The 22,673-nt window shown below is 51.7% G+C and carries 13 protein-coding genes; 8 read left to right on the top strand and 5 right to left on the bottom strand.

Features of this window, described 5'->3' with window-relative positions:
- The first annotated feature begins 82 nt into the window (after nucleotides 1–82).
- The 6 genes from ACOZB4_RS28025 (at nucleotide 83) to ACOZB4_RS28050 (ending at nucleotide 16,207) form a co-directional block, all read left to right on the top strand.
- Nucleotides 83–6,190, top strand: a complete 6,108-nt coding sequence (locus ACOZB4_RS28025) for a phosphodiester glycosidase family protein (protein WP_379412869.1) — start codon at nucleotides 83–85, stop codon at nucleotides 6,188–6,190.
- Between the two features lie 231 nt (nucleotides 6,191–6,421).
- The gene (locus ACOZB4_RS28030) at nucleotides 6,422–6,748 is read left to right on the top strand and encodes an antibiotic biosynthesis monooxygenase family protein (RefSeq protein ID WP_379412876.1); all 327 of its coding nucleotides are present in this window, start codon (nucleotides 6,422–6,424) and stop codon (nucleotides 6,746–6,748) included.
- Nucleotides 6,749–6,787: 39 nt separating this feature from the next.
- Nucleotides 6,788–7,783, top strand: coding sequence for a Gfo/Idh/MocA family protein (locus tag ACOZB4_RS28035; RefSeq protein ID WP_379412961.1), 996 nt, complete (start codon nucleotides 6,788–6,790; stop codon nucleotides 7,781–7,783).
- Between the two features lie 220 nt (nucleotides 7,784–8,003).
- Nucleotides 8,004–12,113, top strand: coding sequence for an S-layer homology domain-containing protein (locus ACOZB4_RS28040; RefSeq protein ID WP_379412882.1), 4,110 nt, complete (start codon nucleotides 8,004–8,006; stop codon nucleotides 12,111–12,113).
- 300 nt (nucleotides 12,114–12,413) lie between these two features.
- On the top strand, nucleotides 12,414–15,368 hold the full coding sequence (locus ACOZB4_RS28045; protein ID WP_379412884.1) for a family 10 glycosylhydrolase: 2,955 nt from the start codon (nucleotides 12,414–12,416) through the stop codon (nucleotides 15,366–15,368).
- A gap of 200 nt (nucleotides 15,369–15,568) precedes the next feature.
- Complete coding sequence (locus ACOZB4_RS28050) at nucleotides 15,569–16,207, top strand: TVP38/TMEM64 family protein (protein ID WP_339292575.1); 639 nt, start codon at nucleotides 15,569–15,571, stop codon at nucleotides 16,205–16,207.
- Here the strand turns inward: ACOZB4_RS28050 and ACOZB4_RS28055 are convergent.
- A complete protein-coding gene (locus ACOZB4_RS28055) occupies nucleotides 16,202–17,875 on the bottom strand; it encodes a PH domain-containing protein (RefSeq protein ID WP_379412904.1) in 1,674 nt (557 codons plus the stop codon). The genes ACOZB4_RS28050 and ACOZB4_RS28055 overlap by 6 nt on opposite strands.
- A gap of 105 nt (nucleotides 17,876–17,980) precedes the next feature.
- On the bottom strand, nucleotides 17,981–18,349 hold the full coding sequence (locus tag ACOZB4_RS28060; RefSeq protein WP_379412908.1) for a PH domain-containing protein: 369 nt from the start codon (nucleotides 18,347–18,349) through the stop codon (nucleotides 17,981–17,983).
- A 240-nt stretch (nucleotides 18,350–18,589) separates the two neighbouring features.
- Between ACOZB4_RS28060 and ACOZB4_RS28065 the strand changes: the two genes are divergently transcribed.
- Together ACOZB4_RS28065 and ACOZB4_RS28070 are read left to right on the top strand one after the other, a co-directional pair.
- Nucleotides 18,590–19,540, top strand: coding sequence for a helix-turn-helix transcriptional regulator (locus tag ACOZB4_RS28065; RefSeq protein ID WP_076323166.1), 951 nt, complete (start codon nucleotides 18,590–18,592; stop codon nucleotides 19,538–19,540).
- Nucleotides 19,541–19,594: 54 nt separating this feature from the next.
- Entirely contained in the window at nucleotides 19,595–20,104 is a 510-nt protein-coding gene (locus tag ACOZB4_RS28070; protein WP_379412911.1) for a GyrI-like domain-containing protein, read from the top strand.
- Between the two features lie 137 nt (nucleotides 20,105–20,241).
- On the opposite strand, the gene cpaA is transcribed toward ACOZB4_RS28070, so the two are convergent.
- From cpaA to ACOZB4_RS28085, 3 genes are all read right to left on the bottom strand, one after another.
- Nucleotides 20,242–20,727 carry a capreomycin N-acetyltransferase CpaA gene (gene cpaA, locus ACOZB4_RS28075; protein WP_379412919.1) on the bottom strand — a complete coding sequence of 162 codons (486 nt, stop codon included), beginning with the start codon at nucleotides 20,725–20,727 and terminating at the stop codon, nucleotides 20,242–20,244.
- A 151-nt stretch (nucleotides 20,728–20,878) separates the two neighbouring features.
- Nucleotides 20,879–21,703, bottom strand: coding sequence for a carbohydrate ABC transporter permease (locus ACOZB4_RS28080; RefSeq protein WP_339271129.1), 825 nt, complete (start codon nucleotides 21,701–21,703; stop codon nucleotides 20,879–20,881).
- Nucleotide 21,704: 1 nt separating this feature from the next.
- On the bottom strand, nucleotides 21,705–22,658 hold the full coding sequence (locus ACOZB4_RS28085) for a carbohydrate ABC transporter permease (protein ID WP_379412924.1): 954 nt from the start codon (nucleotides 22,656–22,658) through the stop codon (nucleotides 21,705–21,707).
- Nucleotides 22,659–22,673 lie beyond the last annotated feature (15 nt).

The following is a 22,673-nucleotide window of genomic DNA, read 5'->3' on the forward strand; positions in this document are numbered from 1 at the left end:
CTCCCGAGTAGGTCTTTCATTCACGGACAAACATCCGGGAGAAAACAAGAGTCCAAGCACAGAGAAGGAGGAATTAATGTACATGATAAAAAGCAAAAAGAGAATATCGTCGCTGCTCAGCGGAGTGATGTTGCTTTCGCTGCTGCTTCCCGCAGGACAAGCTGCTGCCGACCCGGTCGCCGCTGCGTCATCGGTCATTGATATGCGGCAGATGGAGATTGGGCCAGGGGCTACATATACATGGGCGAATATGCAAAAGGGCAGTGGCGAGCAGAAGGTCCACATGGTGGAGTTTGATCCATCGCAAGGGAATCTGGAGCTTCAGCCCGGCCTCACCGATGGCAAGGTCTACGGCATGCAGGGAGTCAGCAAAATGGCATCCGATGCCGACAAGGCAGGCAACCGCGTCATCGCGGCAGTGAATGGGGATTTTTACGATATGTCCACCGGAATTCCGCTCGGATTGTTTATGGGGGGTGGGGAGTTATTAACGGATCCGCCCAGTGGCCGGAACGCCTTTGGCATTAAGCCGGATGGGACCAGCATGTACGGCAGTCCGAAATTGACGAAAAACGTGACGATAGGTGGAGCGGTAAGCAGTCTATCATCCATCAACCGTCTCAGAGGGACGGACGCACTTGTCCTTTATACCGAAAAATTCAATGCTACAACGATGACCAATAATCTTGGCGACGAGGTCATTTTGGAGATTGTGAGCGGCAGGGTCGCCAGTGGGGAGATCTTGACGATGAAGGTGGCCTCTGTTCTTAAAGATCAGGGGAATTCGCCGATTGGCCCAGGCCAGGTGGTACTATCCGCATCGGGATCACAGCGGAGCAAGCTTGCCGGACTCCAGGCAGGGGATGAAGTAAAGGCAAGTTTTGAGCTGGACAACGAGTGGAAGGATGTCACGATGGCGATTGGCGGTACGGTGATGCTGGTGCAGGATGGCGTAGTCCAGCAGCATACCGATCCGGCCGTGCATCCAAGAACGGTGGTGGGAACCAAAGCGGATGGAACCGTTGTGCTGTTCGAGGTCGATGGTCGTCAGCCCGGCTTCAGTGAAGGGCTTAACTACATTGAGCTTGGCGAAATGCTGCAAGAGCTTGGTGTGGTAAACGCACTGAATCTGGATGGAGGCGGATCAGCTACCTTTGTTGCCCGCCTGTCGGGAGAAGCCACGCGCAAGGTGCTCAACTCGCCATCCGATGGCGGTGAACGCAAGACGGCCAACGGTATTTTGCTGGTGAACAAGGCGCCTGAAGGAGCACCGAATAAACTGGTCGTTGCACCTACACTGGAGAGAGTGCTGATAGGTTCCTCTACAACTTTCAAGGCGGCAGCCGTGGACCAGAACCTGCATCCGGCGAAAATGACGGAGGCTGCGGCATGGAGCGTTGACCCTGCTTATGGGAAGATCGACGCAAGCGGTACGTTTACGGCAGGGAATCAACCGGGTGTAACCGAAGTATCCGTACAATCCGGCAATCTGACCGGAACAGCCGCGTTGGAAGTCGTTAATGAGCTGACCGAGCTCAAGTTCTCGGACGCCGTGAAGACCTTCTCTTCCGGCTCGACCGAGACGCTTAAGGTGACCGCGCTTCGAAATGGACAGGTGATTCAGGCGGATAACAGTCGTTTTGAATGGCGAACCGAAGGCGACATCGGGACGATTGACGCAAATGGAACGTTTACCGCCACGGACAAGCAGGATGTCAGCGGCAAAATCCATGTGAAATACGGAAATGTTGAAACTTCCATTGATGTGAATGTCGGTCTTCCTCCGGTGATGCTCGAGGATTTTGAGAACGGCCTCAGCCGTTATAAACCAAGTGCCGGAGCCCAGTATAAGTCGACCAAGGTATCCATTGAAACCGATGAGACCTACATTCGCTCGGGGAATGGCGCATTGAAGCTGGAGTATGATTTTACCGGAATGACAGGCACCTCCGGCGCTTATCTGCAGACGAATGACACAGCGGACAATATCGAAATTCCTGGTTATCCGGAGAAGATCAGCATGTGGGTCTACGGGGACGGCAATGCGCACTGGCTCCGTGCCCAGATTCGTGACAGCAAGGGCGCGATCCCGCTCGATTTTACCGATCAGACGATTGGCGTTGATTTCAAGGGATGGAAGTATCTCGAAGCGTCCGTTCCCAAAGGGAGAACCCTTCCGTTGGTGATGGACATGCCTGTTCGTTATATGGAAACCCAGGCCGCGAAAAAAGACGCCGGTGCCATCTACGTGGACGAAATTCGGGCATTGTACGGCCCGGCTAATGACGATATCGAACCGCCGATTCTGAAGAAATTCTCGCCGGCTGGCGGTGCGGAAATCAAGGTGAATACGCCGACCATAGCCGTGTATGCCGAGGATGCAGGTTATGATCCTGTCGCGCACCCGGGAACCACCTTAATTGATCCGGACAAAATCCGATTCTATCTGGACGGCAGTCCGGTGCAGCACACCCTGTATCCGCCGGAAGGAAGAATCCATTACACGCCGAGCGTTCCGCTTGCCGATGGCGTTCATCAGGCGAAAGTAACCGTCCGCGATCTGTCGGGCAACCAAACGACCAAGGAATGGAACTTCACCGTAAATACGGGCGCAGCCAAGGTGGTGTACGATACGCCGGATACGATCTATGTTGGCGGCAGTTATACGCTCGATATCGGCGGAGTGAAGACCTCCCAAATTCGCGGCGGGCATGTCGATTTCCAATTCGATCCCACCAAAGTGGAGAATCTGGAGCTCATACCGGGAGACAAGCTGAGTCCAACCCAGGTTAGCGGGAACATCGACGGTACAACTGGAAAGGTGAGAGTGACCTGGAAGGACATCCATACCGCATCCCTGCAGGATACGGATTGGATCGGCCAAATCCGGTATGACGTGAAAAAGAACGCCACCGGCAGCAGCATTCTATCACTCACGTCCGGGGCGGTATCCTTTGCCGATACGGGCAATACCGAATTTTCGTTCTACGGTCTTCCGATAGAATCGCAGATCGCAACGCATTATGCGCTGAGCTGGAATGAGGAAGGAACCGTACAGGGATACAAAACCGTGTTTGAAGTGACCGATGCCCAAGGTCAACCTGTGGAAGGCGTTCAGATCATGGCTGACGTAGCGGCGGTGGGCAAAACAGATGCTGCGGGCATCCTGAAGACGGCGGCGCTAACATCCCAGGTGAAGACGTATACCGTGCAAGCCGTAAAGAATAATCAATATAGCCCGGCCTTGGAGTTTAAGGTTTCGCCGCTGGCTGGAAGTCCTACTCCATTCAACATCAGCGTGGGTATGGGCGAAGATCCGACCACGTCGCGGATGCTGAACTGGCACACGGACCCGGCGACGGATGGGACCGTTGTGGAACTGGCCAAGCGGTCCGAATTTACGGATTTCGATGCGCCGAACGTCCAGAAGTTCAATGGTGCCAGCGAGCTGTACCATACCTTGGATCTCGGCACCGTTCGTGTCCATAAAGCGACGGCAGCCGGACTTGAGCCAGGCACAGAGTATGTGTACCGTGTCGGTGATGGACAAGGCCATTACAGTGCCCAAGGCTCTTTTAGCACAACGGAGCTTACGGGAGATACAACGAAATTCCTGTATTTTGCCGATTCCCAGGCATCCACAGCGAAGGAGTTCGAGCTGTGGGGGAATACGATCGACAAGGCGGCAGCCGAGCATCCGGACGCCGAATTTATGGTCCATGCCGGCGATATGGTCGACAAGGGATTCCTGGAGGAGCAGTGGAACTACTGGTTCGCTGAAGCCCAGAAGCATTTCCTGAATACGACGTTAGTGTCTGCCATCGGCAACCATGAAGTGATGGGGAATAACGAGAACGGAGACTTCCTGGCTCACTTTAACCAGCCGGGCAATGGTTTGGACACCCTGAAGGGAACCAATTTCTCTTTTGACTACAAGAACATTCATTTTATTATGCTGAACAGCGAGTATCAGTTGGAGGATCAGAAAAAGTGGCTCCAACAGGATCTGGCTAGCAATGACAAAGATTGGACTATCGTGATGTTCCACCGCGGGCCTTACGGAAGCATCTATGACTCCGCCGAGGTACGCAGTCTGTGGGCGCCGGTGCTTGAGGAATCCGGTGTGGATCTCGTGTTAAACGGACATGATCATATTTATATTCGTTCCTATCCGATGATGAACAACCAGATTGCTGCGGACGGGAAGGGCACAACCTACGTCGTAGCGGGATCGTCAGGACCTAAATTCTACTCTCACACGGAGCGAGGCTGGCATGAGGTGGTCGACGATGAACCAACTCAGATGTATGCTTCCGTGGAAGTGGAGGGAGACGAGCTTTATTATGTAACCAAAACGGTTGACGGACGCGTCGTGGATGAGTTTACGCTGGCGAAATCGGATACGAAGCCGGAGCCGCAGCAGATTGAAGTAACGCCAAGCCAGCTGACACTAGCTGTAGGCGAGAGCCAGAAATTGCTGGCTCAAGTGAAGCCGCGCAGGGCTGAACGAACCGTTGTGTGGTCCGTATACAGTTCCGAACCGGCGAATGATGTCGTCACCGTATCTGCAGACGGCATCGTGACGGCTCAAGGTCTGGGCAGCGCGGTCGTAAGAGCGACCAGCACGGTAGCACCGGACGTCTATGCAGATGTGAAGATTACGGTGGACCGAATTCCGAACGGCAGCATGGAGTCGATCGCCTTAGGTGGTAAAACCGAGTTGAAGGTCGGGGATACCGATCAGGCCGTCACGGAGGCGGTTTATACCGACGGCAGCCGTATCCGCTTAATCGAAGGTGTAACCTACGAGAGCAGTAAGCCAGAGATCGCCTCGATCGATGAGTTAGGCACAGTCCGGGCATTGGCCGAAGGGGCGACCGTGATTTCGGCAACCTACGAAGGGTTCAAGTCGGAATATGATTTGAAGGTGACCACCCGGGGCGGGGGAAATCCTGATCCGGGACCGGAGCCACCGGTAGACCCTCCGGTACAGCCGCCGGTAACACCACCGGTAACGCCGCCTGTGACACCGCCAGTAACACCACCGGTCACTCCGCCTGTGACACCACCGTCAGGCAGCGTCACCTTATCAGCGAGCGAGCTGGCAGCTCAGCTGTCGAACGGGCAGGTTGTAATCACGATGAATGGAAGCTTTACGGATATCACGCTGCCAGGGAATGCAGCAGACATACTTAAGGATGGTTCGATCCATATTGAAGCGAAGAATGTGGCCATAACGATCCCGGCCGAAGTGCTTCGCCAGTTGGGTGGTCTTGCATATCCTGGCCAGCTTGAGAAGAGCACGATGAAACTGAGTGCCGCCACGTTATCGGATGCGGAGATGAAGGAGCGAATCGCGCAAGCTGCCCGCGTCTCCGGGGCCAAGCTGACAGCAGTCGGAGCCATGCTGGAGTTCCAGCTTCGATTAACGACAGCGGATGGAAAAGTTTACAACTTAACTGAATTCGATCATCCGATTACGCTGGAACTGCCGTTATCTAATGACACTAACGGTAAAAGAATTGCGATGTACTATTTGTCCGAAAATGGTGAGTTGGAGTATATAGGCGGAGTGGAAAAAGATGGCCGCATGACTTCGGGGATCCGACATTTCAGCGCCTATGGTTTACTTGATTATGAGAAAACCTTTGCCGATGTGCCATCTTCATTCTGGGCTGCAGAAGTGATTACCGACTTGGCAGCGAAGCAGCTCATCGAAGGCGTCAGCACGGAACGCTTCGCACCGGCTCAGCAAGTGACCCGGGCTGAATTTGCGGCGATGCTGGTTCGTCTGCTCGATCTTCAGGCAGAGAGCTCTGCGCCGTTTGCCGATGTAGCTTCAGGCAAATGGTACGCAGAGGCTGTGGCCGCAGCGGCCGGGTCGGGCATCGTGAATGGAATAAGCAAAGACCGTTTTGATCCGGATGCCCCGATCAAGCGTCAGGAAATGGCGGCGATGCTGGTGCGCGCTTATGCCCACGCGATGAAACTACAGCAGGAGAACATCAGCGAGGGCAGCGATTTTGCCGATCTTGCTTCATCCCCGGGCTGGGTTAGGGAAGCGGTAGAAACCGCGCATGCCCTCGGATTTGTTCAGGGCCGTACACCGAGCCGCTTTGAACCGGAAGGCCTGACCACGCGTGCGGAAAGCGCGCAGGTCATCTATAATCTGTTGCACAAACTGAAGTAAAGGCTAGAAGGCAGACTACCGCTTCTCTTCTCCTGTAGATGATCATAGAGGAGAGAGGCGGTTTCTTTTTTTTAAGACTAATCGAGGTCTGTCTTCACGGCATATACTTCTAGAGACATTTTTCTTACAGGTTAAAGAATGGCGGAAGTTCCGATATAATGATGTCATAGTCAATGAACGAATGTGAATCGAATTAATGGCTAAACTGGAAACCGGAAAGAAGGAGAGAGAATGACGGAATACGCGAATACGCCGAAGCCACCTTACTATGCCTGCATTTTTGTGTCCAAACGAACAGAGGGTGACCGGGGTTATGGGGAGATGTCCGATAAAATGGCAGAGCTCGCCGCGCAGCAGCCCGGCTATTTGGGGCTGGAGTCTGCACGGGATGAGGGCCTTGGGATCACGGTATCGTACTGGGATTCCCTGGAGGCCATTCGTTTATGGAAGGAGAATGCTGCTCATCAGGTAGCCCAGGAACGGGGCAAGAACGAGTGGTATAAAAGCTTTGGCTTACGAATTTGCAAAGTGGAGAGGGACAGCTTCTACAAGCTTTAGGCAAGGCTAATCCAGGAAGATGATGAGGAGGAGTAAATGATGATACAGAATCCGGGCAAGATCAGATGGGGAATCATAGGGACAGGCTGGATTGCGGAGCAGTTTGCAGCCGATCTGGCGTATGTGGAGAACGCTCAGTTTGTGGCCGTGGGCTCTCGTACGGCAAGCAATGCAGGAGAGTTTGCGTCTAAATACGATATACCGCGGGCCTATGGCAGTTACGAGGAACTCGTGAAGGATCCCGATATTGACGTTGTTTACATAGCGACTCCGCATCCGCTGCACCGGGATCATGCCTTAATGTGTCTTCAGGCAGGCAAAGCCGTCCTGTGCGAGAAACCCTTTACGATTAACGGGGATGAATTGGAGGAATTAGTGGCAGCTGCACGGGAGCAAAAGCTGTTCCTGATGGAGGCCATGTGGACGCGTTTCCTTCCCCCGATTCGGAAGGTGCGCGAATGGTTGAACGACGGGCTTATCGGCGACGTTCGGCTGCTGAAGGCCGATTTTGGTTTCCGTAGCGGCTGGAATCCGCAGGGACGTTTGCTGAATTTGGAACTTGGCGGCGGCGCGCTGCTGGATGCGGGTATTTATCCGGTGTCGTTTGCATCCATGATTTTTGGAACCGAGCCGGAGAAGATTTGGAGTACCGCGCATATCGGTGAGACGGGCGTAGATGAGCAGTTCTCGGTGATTCTATCTTATGAATCGGGCAAGACCGCTTCGTTAAACGGGGCGATCCGGCTTGGATTGACGAATGAAGCTTATATTTATGGCACCAACGGGTATATTCACATTCCGTCCTTCTTGAATGCAACATCCGCTGCGCTTTATGTAGATGGCGAGGAACCGGTGGTTGTTACAGATGACCGGCAGGAGAAAGGGTATAGCTTCGAGGCATACGAAGTGGGGCGGTGTCTGCTGGAAGGGCGGCTGGAGAGCGACGTGATGCCGCTTGATGAGTCGCTTGCGATTATGAGGCTGCTGGATCAAATCCGGGGGCAGTGGGGACTGAAGTATCCTTCGGAAGGTTAAGCCATCTTGGCAAATAAGGGAGCAGTGCGAGAGAACTTCTCGCCCTGCTTTTTTTGTTTTTGTCATAGTTCAGATGACGTGAGCAATATCATATGTTTTCAATGTCATTATTTACATAAGTTTTACGTTGGGATGACAAGCTATTAATCTTCTCTTGTTATGCTGGAGCTGTTTGACAGTCTTGCTTCACACACATCCAACATCATAAAGGAGAGAATACATGATTACTCATCTGTACAAAAGGCTATTATCCATGCTGTTATCCATAGCGTTAGTGTTTGGATTATTTGCAGGAATCGGATCCTTATCCACTGTTGAAGCAGCAACGCAGGATCAGCCTGATATCTTACTTCAGCGCAATGCGGAGTGGAAGTATTTTGATCAGGGCCAAGATTTAACAACCGTATGGCGTTCCACCTATGATGATTCCTCATGGGAATCCGGATTCGCTCCTTTCGGTTATAAAGATAACGGAAGCAGCATAGCAACCACGGAGTTTGGTCCGCTGGGCACCATAGTAGACTATGGTACGGATAAAAAACTCAAGCACCGCACGACGTATTTCCGAACGAATCTTCAAGTCAACAAGGCCCAAATTGACAGTTACGGCCAGATTCTCGGCACGTTCGGCATTGATGACGGCGCCGTGCTCTACGTCAATGGCCATGAAGTAAGACGCATGGGCATGCCGGAAGGCGAAATCATGTACGACATGAAGGCGACCTCGAGCAAGGACCTGCCCGTTATATATGGGGACGTGGACCTGACCGAGCCGCTGAAAACATATTTGCAGGACGGCAATAACGAAATTGCGGTCGAGATCCATCAGCAGAGCGACAGCAGCTCGGATCTATATTTCGATATGGAGCTTGCCGCGTTAGCGCAGGCACCGGCACTGGATATTTCCAAGGTAACGGTAACCTTCCATGGAGACGCGACCAGCGCGAAAGGCTTTACCTGGTATACGCCGCTGGGCTCTTCCCAAAGCGATGTCCAGGTTGTGGAGAATCGCGGGGCCGGGCCGGACTTCAGTCAGGCGCTAGCATTTAGCGGTCGTACTTCCGTCTCCTCGAATTCTCCGGGAGAGCATGTACATAAAGCGGAAGCGACAGGTTTAATGGCGGATACCTCCTATTATTTCAGAGTTGGGGACCAGAGCCTGAATGTGTGGAGCGAGGTGGGTACCTTTCAGACGGCACCTGTCAGCGGTGCCTTCACGTTTATCGATCTGACGGATACACAAGCGAAGGAAGAGGACGAGGCGATGCTGTCGGCAGCTACCTTGTCCAAAGCACTTGCCACTATTCCAGATGCTAAATTCGTTGTCCATAACGGAGATGTGGTGGAGAACGGCACATCGGAGCAGGAATGGAACTGGTTGCTGGGTCATTCGCAATCCAGCCTTTTGAATACAACGATTGCCCCTTCCGCAGGGAATCACGAGAATAAGAATTATGCCTTCTACGAGCATTTTAATGTGAAGCAGCCAGACAACGCTGCAACGATTACTGGCGCGTACTACTCTTATGATTACAGCAATGCGCATTTCATCGTGCTTAACTCCAATGAGAATTCGCCCGAGTACGCGAACTTCTCTGCAGAGCAAGTCGCGTGGATGAAGCAGGATGTGGAGCAAGCGAAGGCTGCCGGCGCAGACTGGATTATCGTCAATATCCATAAAGGGCCGTATACAACTTCGAACCACGCAACCGACAGTGACATCATTGGTGCGAACGGAGTAAGGAACAAAATTGCTCCTTTGATGAACGAGCTTGGAATTGATATGGTGCTGCAGGGCCATGATCACATCTATGCGCGGACAAAGCCGATCAAGAGCGACGGAACCGCCGAGGATGTCACGAAAATTACCGAGATGCTTAATGGGCAGAACATCGAATATGCAGTTAAGCCGGATGGAACCATCTACATGATTCCTGCCACCGCAGGAGCCAAGGTTTATTTCAAGAACCAGAAGCCGGAGCTGGGTGATTCATATTTCAATTTGTTTGAGCGCGCCGAAGAGAACCACGCCCGCCAGTACGGAAATACAACCAGCCTTGCCAGAGGCCAGGTTCAGAACTTTGTCGGGTTTACGATCGACGGTGGCAGGCTGACAGCTGTGACGTATGAAATCGATCAGAATCAGATGAACGGGCAGCCGTTTATCGTGGATCAGTTTGGAATCATGAAGGAGACGAAGCCGGATCCTGTTCAGGAAAAAGTGAGCAAAGTGACGGTTACGTTCCACGGCGATGCCAAAACATCCAAGGGTTTCACCTGGTATACATCCCAGCAGGTGACAGGCAGTGACCTTCAGATCGTGGAGAAGTCTGCTGTCGCTCCTGACTTTACGAATGGGATCACGTTCCAAGGACGTTCGGCTGCTTCTACTAATTCAGCAGCAGAACTTGTGCATAAAGCGGAAGCAACGAAACTCAAGCCCAATACGTCTTACGATTTCCGCGTAGGGGATGCAGCGCTTGGGGTTTGGAGTGAGACGGGAACCTTCCGGACTGCGCCGGAGAAAGGAGCGTTCACGTTCATTGATTTGGCCGATACGCAGGCGAAGGCAGAAGATGAAGCGGTGCTTTCATCCGAGACACTTGCCAAGGCGCTGGCTACCGTGCCGGAAGCGCAATTCGTTGTCCATAACGGCGATATTGTAGACAAGGGCGTCAAGGAAGAACAGTGGAATTGGCTGTTAGGTCATTCGCAGGAAAGCTTGCTCCATACGACGCTGGTGCCATCTGCGGGTAACCACGAGGATGAAAACTACGCCTTCATCGAACATTTCAATGTACAGCAGCCGGATAATTCGGCAACCGAGACTGGAGCGTACTACTCATACGATTACAGCAACGCGCATTTCGTTGTGTTGAATTCCAATGAGGACTCGGACGTGTACGATAATTTCTCTGTCGAGCAGGTGGAATGGCTCAAACAAGATGTGCAGAAGGCTAAAAAAGCCGGAGCGGAGTGGGTGATCGTCAATATTCATAAAGGTCCGTACACCACGTCGAATCATGCCACGGACTCCGATATTATGGGTGCTAATGGCGTCCGGTCCAAGATTGCTCCGTTAATGGCAGAGCTCGGCATTGATTTTGTATTGCAGGGTCATGATCATATTTATGCCCGCACCAAACCGATCAAGGCTGACGGCAAAGCGGCAGAGCCGGGGAAGATTACGGAGATGCTAAACGGTGAGAAGCTGGAATACTCGGTGAATCCTGACGGTACAATCTATTTGATTCCGGCAACCGCAGGACCGAAAGTTTATTATAAGAATCCGAGCGAGAAGCTTGGGGATGCATACTACGGACTGTTTGAACGCGCGGAAGAAAATCATGCGGCCAAATACGGACCGGATCCGAGCGATAACCGGCGTCCGAAACGCAGCCAGGTACAAAACTTCGTCGGTATTACGATCGATGGCGGCAAGCTGACCGCGGTCAGCTATGAAATTGATCAGAACCTCAATGGTGCACAGCCATTTATCATTGATCAATTCGGTATCGTGAAGAAGGATGTTCAAACGCCGAATCCCGATCCAGGAACTCCAGGTCCGGGACCAGGTCCAGGAACACCGAATCCGGGGCCTGGCACATCCAATCCAGGATCAGGAAGCAACTCTGGTTCAGGCAATAATCCAGGTTCCGGTTCAGGAAGTGGCTCAGGATCAGGCTCGGAGAACGGTTCAGGTGCCGGGAATGGAACGAACCCGGGTAACGGATCGGAAACAGGTTCTCAGCCTGGAAGCAACCCCGGTACGGATTCGGGTAATGGGAATCCACCGGCGCTGAAGGATACTGCGGGTCACTGGGCCAAATCAGCCATCGATAAGGCCGTGGCAGCAGGCTTTGTCAACGGGTATGGGGACGGAACCTTCAGGCCAAATCAACAGGTGACGCGGGCTGAATTCACGGCTATGCTGGGCCGCGCGCTGCATCTGACCGAAGGCGGGACTAAGCTTACGTTCACGGACGCAGGCAAGATTCCTTCGTGGGCCAAGGATGCTGTAGTGCAAGGCGTGGCAGCAGGCATCATCAGCGGTTACAAGGATGGCTCCTTCGGTCCGCACAAGCCGCTGAACCGGGCCGAGCTGGTAGCGATGATCGTTCGTGCCAGCGGAATAAATCCCGACTCGGTAGCGAAACTGACCTTTAAAGATACGAAGGAAATTCCGAAGTGGGCTGCGCCGTATATTGCGACTGCGGTTGATGCAGGACTTGTGGGCGGTGTGGGTAACAATCGCTTCGCTCCACAGCAATTCGCAACACGGGCGGAAGCCGTGACGCTGATTATCGGACTTCTTGAACACGTGAACTGAATGAATCAGGAAGCCAATACGGGGGATTGTCCCGTGTTGGCTTCTTTTTTGCGATTGCATACGCCATGGCAGCTTAAATTCCTGCTCGAAATATAAAATTATATTTTATAAAAACTATTGAAATTTGAAATAAAATTTCAATATGATAGAGGTAGAGATGAACGCGTGTGTTCGAATCCATGCCGATCATCTACTTTTAGCGACAGAGGTAGGAGGTGGGGGGCGCCGATTCGAATCGTAATCGTATTCGGGTTCAACGAATAGTAAGCGCATTCATAAAAGTAGGGAGTGAATTAGTGAATGAAAACCAGAAGACATGTCTATCGAAGCAGCAGGCCGATCCTGTGCATGACGCTGGCGTTAGCGATGATGTTCAGTACAGCTGTTTCTGCATGGGGCAGCAGTTCCGTTGATGTAGACGCAGACGCCGGAGATCCACGCGCTGTTGTGATTGAAAATTTCGAATCGGTAACAAATATGTCCGCAACCTCCGTAAGGGGAAAGGCTCAGCTGGATGTAGTGGGGAGGCCGGAACCAATCTATTATGGACATCACGCTGCAGCTCTAACGTATGATTTTGTGGGCAGCGAATCCGGTACCTCGGCGGCTTATCTCAACTTCAAAGATCCGGACGGTTCTACCGGCAGAAGCGTCCCCGGTTCACCGACTGCACTCGGTTTATGGGTTTACGGCGATGGCGGGAACCACTGGCTCCGGGCTCAGCTTCAGGACGCTTCCGGCGGCAAGCATGCTGTGGATTTAACCTCTACCTCCGGTTTTAGCTGGAAGGGCTGGAAATACGTCAAATTTAACGTCCCCTCTACCATCAAGGCTCCTCTCAAAGTGAATCAAATCTATATCACCGAATTAAAGGACACGAATAAAAACAAAGGTACCGTATACTTCGACAGGTTGTCCGCATTCTATACGGCTTCCCAGGTGCACGGGCTCGACATTGGCGGGCTGACGCCCATGGGCGTAGGAGAAACGGCGAAGCCCCAAGTATATGCAACCTATGAAGGACATACGGAACCTGCAATATTAACAACCGGCGTGAAACTCACCAGCAGTGACGATAACATCGCTACGGTCACGGGCGCTACATACGACACTATTGAAGCATTGGCGCCGGGAACGGTAACCATAACGGCAGAATACGGAGATGGACCAAAATCTCAGTATGAGCTTCATATTACGCAGGATGTGCCAGCCCCTGGAGAATTGCTGTTATCGGGGCCGCTTCATATGGAGACCAGTCTTACCGGCAACATGAGAACCAGTGTGGTTTACTCCGTATACGGAAACCAGACGGACCCTGTATGGCTGACTGAAGGAATTAGTTATGCAAGCCATCAACCGGGCGTTGTATCGGTAGATCAAACCGGTCAATTGACCGCAGTTTCCGCAGGAACGGCAGACATTATGGCTTCGTACCGCGGAATAACCACGCAGCATGCCATTACGGTGACGGATCCGGTTCCTGTTCTGCAGAGCATCGAACTTCAAGGACTTACAGCGGTTACGGTTGGAGACTCCTTCGAGACGGCGGTGTCCGCAACCTACTCCTGGATGGAGGAGCCGGTGATCATAACGGAAGGCGTTACGTTTACCAGCAGTCATCCGGATGTAGCCGCTGTCGATGATAAAGGAGTGGTATCCGGCTTGAAGATAGGTTCCGCTAGAGTAACAGCCACATTCCAAGGAAAGACCAGTTCCCTCTATATCACGGTGAACAAAGCTTCTGAGCATCCGAAAGCCGAGATGAGAGCGGCCTGGATTGCAACCGTCGACAATATTGACTGGCCAGCCAAAGGAGTCACCGATCCGGATCAGCAGAAGCAGCAGTTTATCAGCCTGCTTGATCAGTTGGAGGATGCGGGAATGAATGCGGTCATTATGCAGATCAAGCCGACGGCGGACGCATTCTACCCGTCCAATTACGGGCCATGGTCAGAATGGCTGTCGGGAGTTCAGGGTAAGGATCCGGGGTATGATCCGCTGGCATTCCTGCTGGAGGAAGTCCATAAGCGGAACATGGAGTTTCATGCCTGGTTTAATCCATACCGCATCAGTCTTCAAGGAGACGTTAACAAACTTGTAGCAAACCACCCGGCCAGGCAGCATCCGGAGTGGGTTGAAGAATATGGCGGCAAGCTGTATTTCAACCCAGGAATACCGGAAGCGCAGCAGTTTATTATCGACGGCATCATGGAGGTCGTTCGGAATTACGACATCGACGCCGTGCATTTTGACGATTACTTCTACCCGTATCCCGTAACCGGCGTGGATTTCCCGGATACGGACACCTTTAACCAATACAAAGGCTCCTTTACGAATAAGGGAGACTGGAGAAGAAATAACGTCAATCAATTCATTCAGAACGTGAACGAAGCCATCAAGGCAGAGAAGAGTTACGTGAAATTCGGCATCAGTCCGTTTGGTATCTGGAAAAATAAATCCAGCGATCCGACCGGCTCTGAAACCAATGGTCTTGAGAGTTACAATGCCATCTATGCCGACTCGAAGAAATGGGTTGAAGAAGAGTGGATCGATTATATCACGCCTCAGATTTATTGGAATATCGGTTATTCCGCTGCCGCTTACGATAAGCTGATCGATTGGTGGAGCGGAGTGGTGTCCGGCAAGAACGTTCATCTATACAGCGGACAAGCGGTATATAGAATCGGGTCGAATGCCGATTGGTCCAACCCCGAAGAGATGCCGAACCAGATCCATTACAATCGCAACTTTGAGGAAGTCCGGGGCAGCATATACTTCAGCTCCAAATGGTTTAAGGACAATGCGCTCGGATTTACAGACAGACTGAAGAACGATCTGTATCGGTATCCGGCATTGATCCCGGCGATGCCTTGGATCGATTCGGAAGCGCCGACTTCGCCTAAGAAGCCAAAGGCTGATCACGAGCAGGATGGTGTGCAGCTAAGCTGGAGGTCGACAGATGATGAGACGTATTATGCGGTTTATCGTTTTGATGGCAGAGGAACCGGCAGTGTTCAAGATCCGTCGCATTTGTTAGGGACTCTCCGAAAAACAGCCGATAAGATGCAATTCTTTGTCGATCATACCGTAGCGGAGGGACAAACCTATACGTATGTCGTGACGGCAGTTGATCGTCTGCATAATGAGAGTGCCCCAAGCAAACCGGTCACGGTGAAAGTGAAGCATAGTGGTAAGCCTGGAAAGCCCCCGGTGAATCCGCCAGGGAAACCACCAGGGAAACCGAGCAGACCGTGAGTTGACATGAGCGCGATAGGATCTAATCCATACCGGTTAACGGCTGTTCCACTTCCCTAGCAACATGTAGCTTCAGGGAACGACCAGCCCATTTCAAGCAAAAGGGACATCCCGGCTTATAGCCTTGGGATGTCCCTTTTGCGCTTGTTCCAATGGATATGCGTGATACAATAGGTGCATTACGACCTGGAGTGTGGTGCATGTTCAAGAAATTAGGAATGGCATTGGTTTACGCCGCCGTAGGTGGTCTTGTTTACTTTTATGGCGATGCCATATTGGTATGGATTCGATCGACAGACAGTATCATGCTGATGATGTTCATGGCCGTCATCATGGCCTTGTTTCCGGTGATCCCTTATCCGGTGGTAGGAGGCGTTATCGGTGCCGCCCTGGGGCCGGTCATCGGCGGAATTGTCACTTGGGTCGGCTCCACCGCCGCTTCCATCCTTATGTTTATGTTCATCCGATACGGCTATCAGGAATGGGGCGACCGGGTGCTTTACCGTTATAACAGGCTGGGAAAAGTGACAACAATGTTCGAACGGAACGCCTTTTTGACCATCCTGTTTACCCGGTTAATCCCGTTTATTCCTTCCATTGTCATCAATGTGTACGCGGCTCTCAGCAAGGTAACGTTCGCATCATACAGCATCGCGTCCGCGTTAGGCAAAATCCCAGCCATGCTGCTGTTCTCGATGGTGGGGGATCATCTCATGACCGACCCTTCCCACATCATCATCACCATCGGCGTATATGGCGTATTTCTTGTGATAACCCTTATGGTTTACCGATTGTCGGGCTTTGGTCGTTCAGGAAGAACGGAGACCGAACGTTTATAAGTGTTCAATTGATGAAGCGGGACCACTCCGTTCAGCAGATGCGGAGTTCTCGCCCTTTTTCTTTTGGAACCAAGCCCGAACAGCCTCGATCTCTCGCTGATCCATTCCGCTTAAACTTTCGTTGATCTCGCTGAATATCATCTTCACTTGAAGGGATAGAAGCCCTCTTCTCCGCTGTCTGCGGGTACCGCTAACCTCCATGGCGATAATCTGCGGCCTGCGTATATACCTGGTGGACATAGCAATGAAACGGCTGCGGATCGTTAGCTGTTTGTCTGTTACATTAAGTCCGGAATCCCGGTGCGAAAGGAGTCCCCAAGCTAACGAGAGCGGAAGCAGCAGAAGCGATAACAAACCGAGCTTGTCAAAATACCAAATGCACGCGGCACTAACTACCGCGGCAAAAGCCAGCTTCCACCGCAAGTACATCCATTTTGCGCGGGGCGGCGGCGAAGCGGTAATGGTCTGAGCGCTGAATTGAGGCGTAACCCGATTCAGCAGTGCCGGAATATCTCCAGTCTTCAGTAGAGGATGAAGCATGAAATGCTTGTCGGACTCGGACGTTAGCACATGAACCTTCACTTCAGCGTAACCGAACCAGCGCCGGAATACGCCTTCTTTAACGGTAATGGCCAGCACGCGTTCGGGAGAGAAGAGCAGTCTTTTTCTCTCCAGCAGACCGCAGCTGACCGAGATTTGTTTCCCGATGCGTTCGACGGTAAATCCCGCATATTTGATCGTGTAGAGCACGGCGGAGAGCAGCCAGGATATGATGAGCGCCACAGCAGCAATGCTGATCCAACTGCCGGGCAGCAGCTTCCCTGCCGATTGAAACAGCGATTGGTACATCCGATCCGGGAGCAGGTCATCGGCAAAAGATAAAATACCGCCCACAAAGGCTAAAGCCAGCGACAGGTTGGGTGAGGAAAGCGCGGCAATGAGCAGGCGTCCGGAGGATAGTTGCAGCAGCGTGCTGCGTTCTTCCTCTACGGTGATTGGATCGTTTGCATTCTTTCTGTCAACGGAGCCTGAATCGGAATTCTCCAAAACACCGCTTCCGTATTTCATGTTCTGATTCGAAGGTTGAATGGATTCGTAATTCTCTCGGGTTTCCGAATGTTGAACAGATGGCCTCTCGCTCGGAGCGGAAAAGCTCTGATCGGATGGGTCGGAACTTTCATGAGCTTGGTGAGCTTCCCGTTCCGTTTGCTTTGTTACGGTTTGCTCGCGCAGCCAGCGCTGCAGCCGTTCGCCTTCGCTATTGGTAATGGCAGGCAGGATGCCGCCACCTTCCGTTTTGCCCGGCGTTTCGATTCGGACTTGGGTAAGTCCCAGTATGCGCTGCAGCAAGGGTTGCTCCATATTCATGGAATGAATGCGGCCCGTATAGATGGACAATTCCTCACGGAACAGAACGCCGCGGCGAATGAGGATTTTGTCTTCTTCTAACGTATAGACGAAGCGTTTCCACTTTAGATACCCGTACAGAAGCAGAAGCGAGACCAGGATGACGATGACGGCGGACAGCCAGTACCAGGGGATGTCGCGCAGCGATTTTCCGTTAAGGAATTTGATGGATACCAGAGCGGCGATCGGAATGAGTGATTTAACGCTGCTTACGAGCGGGAACAGGATGAACAGCCGGTGAAGTCTTGTCGGTTCATTCATCGTGATCCACCACTTTTGCCAGCTCGCCGATCTGTTTTTTCAATTCCTCTGCTTCTTCCAGCTTGAGCGCCTGAATGACATGAGTCGTTGCGGCGGTAACGACCTTTACCTTGCTAAGCCATATTTACGAAGGAGCGGTCCCCGTTCCAGCTCGACATGCTGTACCCGCGTCATCGGGACAAGGGTGTCACTGAGCCAGATCCAGCCGGAGCGAAGCTCCAATTCTTCCTCGCTTACCTTGAAGCCGAATTGTTTGTAGGTGAAAGAGGGCACGGCCCAAGTAAACCAGGCTCCGAGAACCAAAAGTCCGATGGTGATCCAGCCCGGTATCAGGGTCCACCCGAATATAGCAGCCATAATCAGATAGGCTGCTGCAGCGAGTAGAATAACCCCATCCGTAATGAAACCCGTTATGCGGGAGATCGTTACGGAGTCCGGGTGACACCTGCGCATGGCGTCAAGTCGATTGTCCATATGTATGTTCCTCCTTGATGTTACAGATTCGTACATTTTTCATCTTTTATGTATGTCTACGTTCTTGGGGATGGATCGTTTCATCCCGTCCTTTGACTTGATTGCCGTGCCTATCATTGTAGCATAACAGGCTAACGAGCATCTGAACCTGACCTAACGGTTACATGAACACATGCCAAATCTGTTAAGCTTGAGTTAAGGAAGAACATGAATGATGGAGAGGCGAAAGGATCGCATGCAATGAAAATAGACCGGCTATTAGCCATAACCGTCCTGCTTCTGAACCGGGGGAGACTGAGCGCCAAGGAGTTGGCCGATCGGTTTGAAGTATCGAGCAAAACCATATATCGCGATATGGATACGCTATGCCAAGCCGGGATTCCGATTGTTGCTCACCAGGGGATATCCGGCGGGTTTGAAATTATGGAGCATTATATGATCGACAAGTACTGGCTGTCCGCTGAGGAAATGAGTGCGCTGGTTACAGCCGTCAAAGGGATGAGCAGTGCACTGGATGATCAGCAGATGGGCATCCTGCTTGAGAAGGTAAAAGCGCTGCTGCATAGGGTAGAGCAGGGGCTTGGCGATGAATATCGGAGGGAACCTGTGGTCATGGACTTTCAGCCTTGGGGACAGCGTCAAGGACTGAAACCCACCGTGGGCTTGCTCAAAAAGGCTATTCAAGAAAAGCGCAGGGTCGAGATGGAGTATATTGATACGCAGGGCAACGCGGAGCGAAGAACCATTGAACCGGCATCCTTGATACTGAAGGGCAATATTTGGTATGTACAAGCCTTTTGTCTGGAGCGGGAAGACCATCGAATCTTTCGATTATCGCGCATGCAGCATATCGAGATGCTGGATGAGACTTCGGAGACAAGAATGATACCGAGCATGGAACGATTAGAATGGGATGCTTCTTGGTCGAGCGCACAGGAGCAGGAGACTGTGCTGTTATTCGAAGCAGCCGCGCGTCAGCGGGTAGCGGATATTTTTCCGCCGGAACAAGTAACTGTCAACCCGGACGGCTCTTTACGCGTTCACGTGTTATACAAATTGGATGAGTGGTTTTACGGCATGATTCTAAGCTTTGGTGATCAGGTGCTGGTTGAGCAGCCGGGCGAAGCGGCCGAGGAAGTGAAACGAAGAGCACAATTGATTATGCAGCGCTACGATAACCAGGACAGATAGATGTCCACGTTACCTCTTTAGAATAGAGATATATTCATTTTAAGGAGGATACACATGAGTGATAGCAATCAGAATCAGAGTGAACGATTTATAGAAGTTAGACCCGCCATGTCCATTCAGGGTGTCGGCGTTCGAACGACGAATGAAGCGGAGGCAGGACCGCAAGGCAAGATACCGCAGTTATGGGACCGGTATTTCCAAAGCGGTTTGCAAACACAGTTATCTGATAAGGATCAAGCCATATATGCTTTGTACACCGATTACGAAAGCGACGCATCTGGGGAATACACCTTGATTATCGGCAACAGGATAGAGGAAGACGTGGCTGCTGCAGCGTCTTCGGAGGAACTGCAGCAAGCGTCCGTCCCAGCAGCCAAGTACATGGTATTCCGGACAAGACGTGGCCCTTTGATGGAAGTTGTCCCTGAGGTGTGGTATGAAATTTGGAGTTACTTCCAGCAATCAGCCGAAAAAAGGACGTATACGGGCGATTATGAACGCTATGATATGCGGCAGTTTGATCCTGCCCATACCATGGTGGACGTTTACATCGCTATTGAATAGCGGTTAAGAATCGGCTATTGCTCCATTGCTTGGAGTGGAAACGACTAATCCGGGTGATATGACCCAATCCGGAAGTTAGCGATATTTACCAATAACAAACTAGAGGGTGATCCCGCAGCGGGATCACCCTCTTTATTTCACAATCCAGAGACCGGCATCTTAATCATCGTTATGAACGTAGTGCCGCCATAATCAAACGATGTTACTTCCGTGAAACCCAGCTGGGTATACAAGCGAATGGCTCGTTCGTTGAATTTGGCAACGGTCAGTCGAAACGATTGGCGATTGTGAATTTCAGCGATGGACGACAGCACGAACGAGAGGAACTCTTTTCCCCGACCTTGTCCGGTCGATTCCGGTTTCATGCCAAGTCCAAAATCCAGCAGATCCTCGTCATATGCACCTAACGGGATCGCAATCGGAATTTGGGCTGATGAGCCTGTGCAGCAAAAGCCGAAGAGCTGCCCTTCCTCATCGAGTATGGCGTAATAGGAACACTCAAGGAGTTCTTTCCGAAACTCCTCATCCGGCTCGCTGTTGTAGAAGTCATAGGGAGGTTCATAGTTCCATAACATGATTTGATCGGCGAACGATTCGGTCATGGTCGTGATACGAAGAGGCATGATTCTCATCCTTTGGGTTTGTTGATATTGGTTTCTTCCACATCCCTTTATTTCGATTTGGAAACGTAAAAAACCTTCTCTTCCGTGTTCATAGCCGGTCAGCAGGACCGAACCACTATGGAAGAGAAGGCATTCATTCCAAAGGTCCAGCTTATTTAAACCCAGTCAACGCCGATCCCGATTTCATGAAATACTTCTGTCCGAAGAAATAGATCAGGATCATGGGAATCGCCATGATGGTGGAAGCCGCCATCAGTTTCTCCCACTGCGCCCCGTGATCCTGCTGAAAGCTTTGCAGGCCGACGGTGATGGTCCATTTTGCCGAATCGTTCAAATAAATGAGCGGTCCCATGAAATCCACGTACGACCACACAAAAGAAAATAAAGCGACGGTAGCCAGAGCCGGTTTCAGGATCGGCATGATGATCTGGACATAAATTCGCAGCTCCGAAGCCCCGTCAATTTTGGCAGCCTCTGACAACTCGGTCGGTACGCCAAGCAGGAATTGCCGAAGCAAAAAGATGAAGAACGGTGCTCCGAAGAATGCGCCGATGGTCAGCGGCATGATCGTATTCACCCAGCCGAGCTTGGTGAAGATGATGTACTGCGGGATCATCTGCACTTGAGCCGGCAGAATCATGGTCGCCACCACGATGGTAAAGATAATGTTTCGGCCCCTCCAAGGAATGCGGGAAATCGAGTAGGCTACCAGCGGTGCAGAGAATAGCTGACCGATGATATTCACCATACAAATCAGAAACGTGTTCATCATATAGCGTGTAAAAGGAATGGCTTGAAGGGCTTCTTTATAATTCGACCATTGGAACGTTTCAGGCAGAATACTCGGCGGAAACTTGAGTATTTCTTCCGGCGTCTTCAACGAGGTCATCACCAGCCATACAAATGGGAACAGGAAGATAACAGCGAATAGAAGAAGGACTACATGCGGTAAGATCACTCGCAACTTGACAGCCATGTTACTCACCTCCGTAATAGACCCAGCGGCCTGATGTTTTTAACAGGATGAACGTAATCAGCAATACGATAATAAACAGAATCCAGGCAAGCGCCGAGGCATATCCCATTTTCAGAAAAACAAAGGCTTCCTGATACAGATTGACCGCATAGAACAGCAGAGACTGTTCCGGACCGCCCAAAGAGCCACTTCCATCCACCTTGCCTCCTGCCAGAATATAAGACTCCGTAAAAATTTGAAAGGCTCCGATTAAACCCATGATGAGCTGAAAAAGAATGATCGGGGACAGGGCAGGGACCGTAATCTTCCAGAACCGGTACCACCAGTTCGCTCCGTCCACCTGAGCCGCTTCATAATATTGCCTCGGCACGCCCTGGAGGGCGGCCAGGAAGATTAATGCGCCCGCACCCGAACCCCACAGGCTCATCAGGATAAGAGACGGTTTCGTATAACGGGGATCCAGCAGCCACGCCGGGTCCGTTAAACCGAGAGTGCGAAGTGCCATGTTAACCAAACCGAAGTCGGGGTTCAGCATCCATGTCCACAATAGAGCGCTTGCAACGATCGGTATGACGGATGGAAGGTAGAAGATGGTGCGGTAATAATTGATCCCCTTTACTTTGAAATTGAGCATCACGGCAATCAGCAGAGAGACGGTCAGCGTGATCGGCACGGATATGAACGCCATAAAAAAGGTGTTACCGAGCGACTTATAGAAGCGGTCATCCGCAAAAATTTGCTCGTAATTCTGAAGCCCTACCCACTTGGGAGGGCTGAATAAATCGTATTCGGTCAGACTCAGATAGAGCGAACCGAAGAACGGATAGACCGTAAAAGCCAGAAAGCCGATAATCCAAGGAGAGGCGAACGCCAGGCCAAGATATACATAATGACGCTCCTTCCTGGACCAGCCTGATATGGGCTTTCGTTGATTCGCTGCTGTGGAGACTCTCATCTTCGCGATTCTCCT

The organism is Paenibacillus sp. NPDC058898 (genome assembly GCF_049316025.1).
Lineage (GTDB): Bacteria > Bacillota > Bacilli > Paenibacillales > Paenibacillaceae > Paenibacillus_AQ.